Source organism: Pseudomonas sp. 8 R 14 (assembly GCF_900005955.1).
Lineage (GTDB): Bacteria > Pseudomonadota > Gammaproteobacteria > Pseudomonadales > Pseudomonadaceae > Aquipseudomonas > Aquipseudomonas marginalis.
The window spans coordinates 1-6,666 of record NZ_CVTH01000010.1 but is presented as its reverse complement, the minus strand read 5'-3'; the positions used below and the strand labels follow the sequence as shown (position 1 = coordinate 6,666).

Below are 6,666 nucleotides of genomic sequence, written 5' to 3'. Positions count from 1 at the left end.
CCGCCGATACCCTCGACCCGGCCAAGGGCGCGCTGTCCACCGACTATGTGCGTCACTACATGTTCTACAACGGCCTGACCCGCTTCGATAAGCACCTGGTGCCGCAACTGGAACTGGCCGAGCGCATCGACAATACCGACGCCACTGTCTGGACCATTACCTTGCGCAAGGACGTGACCTTCCACAACGGCAAGGCCCTGACCGCCGCCGACGTGGTGTTCTCCCTGAACCGCCACAAAGACCCGCTGACCGGTTCCAAGGTCATGCCGCTGATGGAGCAGTTCGCCGAGATCAAGGCCAGCGGGCCGAACGAAGTGCAGATCCGCCTCAGCGCGGCCAACGCCGAGTTGCCGTCGATCCTCGCGGTGTCACACCTGTTGATCGTCCCCGAGGGCACCAGCGACTTCAGCAAAGGCATCGGCACCGGACCGTTCACCGTGGGCGAGTTCAAGCCCGGCGTGCGTTCGATTGCGGTGCGCAACAAGAACTACTGGAAACCGGGCCTGCCGTACCTCGACGAGATCGAGTTCATCGCGATTGCCGACGAGCCATCGCGGGTCAATGCACTGCTGTCGGGCGACGTGCACATGATCAACGAGGTCAACCCGCGCTCCACCACGCGCATCAAGGCCAGCGCCAAGCACCGCGTCGTCGACGCGCCGTCGGGCAACTACACTGACTTGATCATTCGCCAGGACCAACTGCCCGGCAAAAGCCCGGAATTCACCCAGGCCATGAAGCTGCTGCTCGACCGTGAACAGGTCAAGTCCGCCGTATTCCGTGGCTTTGCGGTGGTGGGCAACGACCACCCGATTGCGCCGGGTTCGCGCTACTTCAACACCGACTTGCCGCAGACGGTCTACGATCCGGAAAAAGCCAGGTTCCTGCTGAAGAAAGCCGGCATGGAAAGCATCACCATGCCCGTGATGGCCTCGCCTGCCGCCACCGGCTCGGTAGACATCGCCGTGCTGTTGCAGCAGTCGGCCAAACAGGCCGGGCTCAAGCTCGACGTGAACCGCCTGCCGAGCGACGGCTACTGGTCCAACCACTGGATGAAGCACCCGCTGAGCTTCGGCAACATCAACCCGCGGCCGAATGCCGACGTGATGTTCTCGCAGTTCTTCCAGTCCAAGGCGCCGTGGAACGAGTCCGGCTGGCAGAACGAGCAATTCGACCAGTTGCTGATGCTGGCCCGTGGCGAAACCGACGACGCCAAGCGCGCCAAGATGTATGGCGACATGCAGGTCCTGGTGCACGACCACTGCGGCATCGGCGTGCCGGTGTTCATCAGCAATATCGACGGCGTCGACCAGCGCATCAAAGGCTACGACAGCAACCCACTGGGCGGTTTCATGGGCTACATGTTTGCCGAGCAGGTGTGGTTGGACGCTTGAGGAGGGTGGTGGGATGAATAGCAATACACTGTGGTTGATCGGCCGGCGCTTCGGCGCCGGGGCCTTGACCTTGTTGATCGTGTCCATGGTCGTGTTCGCGATCACGGCGGTACTGCCGGGGGACGCGGCGCAACAATCCCTGGGCCAGTTCGCGACCCCTGAACAGGTAGCGGCCCTGCGCCTGAAACTGGGGTTGGACCAGCCCGGTGTGTTGCGGTACCTGCACTGGTTGATGAGCCTGCTCACTGGCGACATGGGCGTATCGGTCTCCAACGCCATGCCGGTCGGTGAGCTGATGGCGGGGCGGGTGCCCAACACCCTGATGCTGGCGGGCGCCACGGCGCTGGTCTCGGTGCCGGTGGCACTGGTGCTCGGCATCGGCTCGGCGATGGGCCGGGGCGGGCGCATCGACAGTTGCCTGAGCTTCATCACCCTGGCGATGGTCGCGGTGCCGGAATTCCTGGTGGCGACCCTGGCGGTGCTGATTTTTGCGGTCAACCTCGGTTGGTTGTCGGCCCTCTCCTATGCCAGCGACATCAGCTCACCGCTGCAATTTCTGCGCACCTATGCCTTGCCGGTGATGACGCTGTGCTGCGTGATCGTCGCGCAAATGGCGCGCATGACCCGCGCCGCCGTGATCGACCAGCTCGACAGCCCCTATGTGGAAATGGCCCGCCTCAAAGGCGTCAGCCCGATCCGCATCGTGCTGCGCCATGCCTTGCCCAATGCGATCGGGCCGATTGCCAACGCCATCGCCCTGAGCCTGTCGTACCTGTTGGGCGGGGTGGTGATTGTCGAAACCATTTTCAACTACCCCGGCATTGCCAGCTTGATGGTCGATGCCGTGACCAACCGCGACATGGCGCTGGTGCAGGCGTGCACCATGTTGTTCTGCGCGGCCTACCTGGGCCTGGTGCTGCTCGCCGACCTGTGCGCGATCCTGTCCAATCCGAGGCTGAGAAACCAATGAACAACCTCATTGCGAAATCCAAGCCTGTTTCCTCCGCCCTGGCACTCGCCAAGGTGTCCAGCGGCCCGTCGTGGCTGGGGCTGTTGGGAGGCGTGGTGTGCGTCGCCTGGCTGCTGGTGGCGCTGCTCGGCCCGTGGCTGGCACCTCACCCGGTGGGGGAGGTGGTGTCCGATAACATCTTCGAAGGCTTCAGCCTCGCGCATCCATTCGGCACCGATTACCTGGGCCGCGACATGCTCAGCCGGGTGCTGGTGGGCGCGCGCTTTACTGTCGGGCTGGCGCTGGTGGCAGCGTTACTGGCCAGCACCTTCGGCACCGGGTGTGCGCTGTTGTCGGTGGTCTCGCCCAAGTGGCTGGACGAAATCATCAGCCGCATCATGGACGCCTTCATCTCGATCCCGAGCAAAATGCTTGCGTTGATCATGGTCTCGGCCTTTGGCTCATCGGTGACGTTGCTGATCTGTACGGCCGTGATCAGTTATATCCCCGGCTCCTTCCGCGTCGCCCGCAGCATGGCGGTCAACATTGAAGCCCTGGAGTACGTGCAGGTCGCGCGTACCCGTGGCGAGCGCCGGCTTTACGTGGCGTGCGTGGAGATCCTGCCGAACATGCTCAACCCGGTATTGACCGACCTGGGCCTGCGTTTCGGCTACATCGTGCTGTTGCTCAGCGGCATGAGTTTTCTTGGCCTGGGCGTGCAACCGCCGGACGCCGACCTCGGCTCGCTGGTGCGGGAAAACATCGGCGGCCTCAACCAGGGCGCGCTGGCCATCATCCTTCCGGCGCTGGCCATCGGCACGCTGACCATCGGCGTGAATCTGCTGATCGACTATCTGTCGTCGCGACGTAGTCGACGCACGGGAGGCCATTGAAATGACTGAATTGATTCGCGTCGAAGACCTGCGCGTGGTCGCCTGTGGCGCGCGCGGCGAGGTGGAAATCGTCAAGGGCGTGAGCTTTGCCCTGAAACAAGGTGAAGTGCTGGCATTGATCGGCGAGTCCGGCTCGGGCAAGACCACCATCGCCCTGGCCTTGCTGGGGTATGCACGGCGCGGGTGTCGCTTGTCCGGCGGCGTGGTGCAGGTCGGCGAGCACGACATGCTCGCCCTGGGCGAACACCAATTGCAGGGCCTGCGCGGCAACCGTGTGTCCTATATCGCGCAAAGCGCCGCCGCCGCATTCAACCCGGCGAAAAGACTCATCGACCAGGTCATCGAAGGCGCACTGATCCACGGCCTGGGCACGCGCGCCGAGCTGCACGCCAAGGCTATCGGCCTGTTCCGCGACCTGGCGCTGCCGGGCCCGGAACGCATCGGCCAACGCTACCCGCACCAGGTCTCCGGCGGGCAGCTGCAACGGGTGATGGCGGCGATGGCGCTGATCAGCGACCCGCTGCTGGTGGTGCTCGACGAGCCGACCACCGCCCTGGACGTGACCACCCAGATCGACGTGCTACGCGCCTTCAAACGCGTGGTGCGCGAGCGCGGTGCCACGGCGGTGTACGTGTCCCACGACCTCGCAGTGGTGGCGCAAATGGCCGACCAGATCGTGGTGCTCAACGGCGGGCAGATCCTCGAACAGAGCGCCACGGCGCCGCTGCTCAATGCCCCGACCCACGCCTACACCCGCAGCCTGCTGGCCGCCGCACGGCCCGACACCACTATTCGCCCGCCCTGCGGCGTCGCCGGGGAGGTACCGCTGCTGACCATCACCGGCCTCACCGCCGGCTACGGCAACAAGAACCTGCACGGCATGCCGTCGATTCGGGTATTGGAAGACATCGACCTCACCGTGCGCCGTGGCCAGGCCATCGGCGTGATCGGCGAGTCGGGCTCGGGCAAGTCCACCCTGGCCCGGGTGGTGGCTGGGCTGCTGACCCCGGCCCTCGGCGGCCTGGCCTTCGACGGGCAACCCTTGGGCGGCAGCCTCGCCGAGCGCACCCCGGAACAATTCCGCCGGATCCAGATGGTGTTCCAGAACGCCGACACCGCGCTCAACCCCATGCACAGCGTGGCGGCCATCATCGGTCGGCCGTTGAAAATGTATTTCGGCCTCAAGGGCGCGGCGCTGCAAGCCCGCATCGGCGAACTGCTCGACCTGGTCCGCCTGCCCCGTGACCTCGCCGAACGGCGCCCGAATGAGCTGTCCGGCGGGCAAAAGCAGCGGGTCAACCTGGCCCGCGCGCTGGCGGCCAAGCCCGACCTGATCCTCTGCGATGAAGTGACCTCGGCCCTCGACACCGTGGTGGGGGCGGCGATCCTCGAACTGCTGCGCGACCTGCGCCAGCAACTGGGGGTGTCGTACCTGTTTATCAGCCACGACATTTCTACCGTGCGCGCGCTGTGCGATGACATTGTGGTGATGTATAGCGGCCGCAAGGTCCAGGCCGGCAGTCGCCAGGCGTTTGCCGAGCCGCCGTTCCATCCCTACACCGACCTGTTGATTCACTCGGTGCCCGAGTTGCGCCAGGGCTGGCTGGAAACCTGCGGTACTGCAGGCGACACGCTGCCAGCGCTCGGCGAGCGGGCCAATGGGCCGGAACTGTGCACCTTCCTCAATCGCTGCCCGGTGCGCGTCGACGGCCTGTGCAACCGCACCGCGCCGCCGCGCCGCCGCCTTGACGACGGTGGTGAAATCCTTTGCCACCACGACAGCGCCCATTTGCTGGATACCCAGCAGGGCGTCAACACCCTCACTGTGGGAGCCTATGCATGAACGGGCGTTTTGTGAGGCTGGCCGAACAGGGCCGGCCGACGGTCAGCCTGACCGTGGATGGCGCCGCCGTCCAAGCCCTGCAGGGCGACACCTTGATGGTCGCGCTGCTGACCCAGGGCAACGCGCTGCGCCAGTCGGAATTCGACAGCGGCCGCCGCGCCGGTTTCTGCTTGATGGGCGCGTGCCAGGATTGCTGGGTGTGGACCCGCAGCGGCGAACGCCTGCGCGCCTGTTCCAATGAAGTCCGTGACGGGCTGGACATCGTTACCACACAACCGGAGGCGACATGGCCACTGCACGGGTAGTTATTGTGGGCGCCGGACCGGCCGGGGCGCGCTGCGCCGAAACCCTGCTGGCGGCCGGAATCAAACCGATCCTGATCGATGAAAACCGCCGCGACGGTGGCCAGATCTATCGGCGTCAGCCAGAAGGCTTCACCCGCGACTACGCGACCCTGTACGGCAGCGAGGCCGCCAAGGCCCAGGCGCTGCACCAGAGTTTCGACCGCCTGCGCGACGCCATCGACTACCGCCCCGACACCCTGGTGTGGAACCTCACGCCGGGGCAACTGTGCTGCGTGAGCCAGGGCCGCCACACCACGGTGGATTACGATGCACTGATCCTCTGCACCGGCGCCACCGACCGCCTGATGCCCATCGAGGGCTGGCAACTGGCGGGCACCTACAGCCTGGGCGGGGCGCAGATCGCCTTGAAAAACCAGGCCGTGTCCATCGGTCATCGCGTGGTGTTCATGGGCAGCGGGCCGTTGCTGTACCTGGTCGCCAGCCAGTACGTGAAGGCCGGCGCCGAGGTGGCGGCGGTGCTCGACACCTCGCCTCTGAGCCTGCGTCTGAAAGCCTTGCCCAAACTGCTGGCGCGGCCTGGCGTGCTGTTCACCGGGATCAAGCTATTGGCGCAACTGTACCGCGCCAAGGTGGCGGTGCACCTGGGGGTCAAGCCGCTGCAAGTGATGGGCGACGCGGCCAATGGTGTAAGCGGTGTGCGCTTTACCACTGGCAACGGGCAGACCGTCACGGTGCAGGCCGATGCCGTTGCGCTGGGTTACCACCTGCGCCCGGAAACCCAGCTGGGTGACCTGGCCGGCTGTCGCATGGCGTTCGATGAGGCATCAAGCCAATGGTGGCTGGCCACGGATGACGCCGGGCGCACCTCGGTGAAGGGCGTGTACGCGGCCGGTGACGGTGCGAAAATTCGCGGCGCCGATGCCGCCGAGCATGCCGGGCGCCTGGTGGCGCTGGCGCTGCTGGAAGACCTGCAACAACCGGTGGACACCGGCCTGCGGGATGAGCAACAGCAGGCCCTGGCGGTGATGGATCAATTCCGCCTGGGCCTGGCCCAGGCGTTCCCGTGGCCGAGCGAACAGGCCAAGGCGTTGCCGGACAGCGCCATCGTGTGCCGCTGCGAGATGATCAGCGCTGGCGAGCTGCGGCGCACGGTGAAAGAGAAGGGCGCCTGCGAAGTCAATCGCGCCAAGGCGTTCAGCCGCGTGGGCATGGGTCGTTGCCAGGGGCGTTATTGCTCCCAGGCCGGGGCCGAAGTGATCGCCGCCGCTGCCGGCGTGCCGGT

At 65.6% G+C, this 6,666-nt stretch carries 6 protein-coding genes; all 6 read left to right on the top strand.

Annotated features, from left to right (window positions below):
* Positions 1-1,394 (top strand): ABC transporter substrate-binding protein (locus BFQ01_RS00375; protein WP_065923818.1); only part of this gene is annotated, 1,394 nt, incomplete at its 5' end.
* 13 nt (positions 1,395-1,407) lie between these two features.
* Positions 1,408-2,364: an ABC transporter permease gene (locus BFQ01_RS00370; protein ID WP_053138848.1), complete on the top strand. Its 957-nt coding sequence runs from the start codon at positions 1,408-1,410 to the stop codon at positions 2,362-2,364.
* Positions 2,361-3,236 (top strand): ABC transporter permease, encoded by an 876-nt coding sequence (locus tag BFQ01_RS00365; protein ID WP_027607459.1) that lies wholly within the window; start codon positions 2,361-2,363, stop codon positions 3,234-3,236. Before BFQ01_RS00370 ends, BFQ01_RS00365 begins: the two co-directional genes overlap by 4 nt.
* Before the next feature lies 1 nt (position 3,237).
* Complete coding sequence (locus tag BFQ01_RS00360) at positions 3,238-5,079, top strand: ABC transporter ATP-binding protein (RefSeq protein WP_065923817.1); 1,842 nt, start codon at positions 3,238-3,240, stop codon at positions 5,077-5,079.
* Complete coding sequence (locus BFQ01_RS00355; protein ID WP_053138839.1) at positions 5,076-5,384, top strand: (2Fe-2S)-binding protein; 309 nt, start codon at positions 5,076-5,078, stop codon at positions 5,382-5,384. The genes BFQ01_RS00360 and BFQ01_RS00355 overlap by 4 nt, the downstream gene beginning before the upstream one ends.
* Positions 5,366-6,666 (top strand): FAD/NAD(P)-dependent oxidoreductase (locus tag BFQ01_RS00350; protein WP_065923816.1); only part of this gene is annotated, 1,301 nt, incomplete at its 3' end. The genes BFQ01_RS00355 and BFQ01_RS00350, both read left to right, overlap by 19 nt.

Excerpts from the sequence above, each read along its gene's own strand:
- BFQ01_RS00365 (WP_027607459.1), top strand. The coding sequence starts at position 2,361 with ATGAACAACCTCATTGCGAAATCCAAGCCTGTTTCCTCCGCCCTGGCA.
- BFQ01_RS00370 (WP_053138848.1), top strand. The coding sequence starts at position 1,408 with ATGAATAGCAATACACTGTGGTTGATCGGCCGGCGCTTCGGCGCCGGG.
- BFQ01_RS00355 (WP_053138839.1), top strand. The coding sequence starts at position 5,076 with ATGAACGGGCGTTTTGTGAGGCTGGCCGAACAGGGCCGGCCGACGGTC.
- BFQ01_RS00360 (WP_065923817.1), top strand. The coding sequence starts at position 3,238 with ATGACTGAATTGATTCGCGTCGAAGACCTGCGCGTGGTCGCCTGTGGC.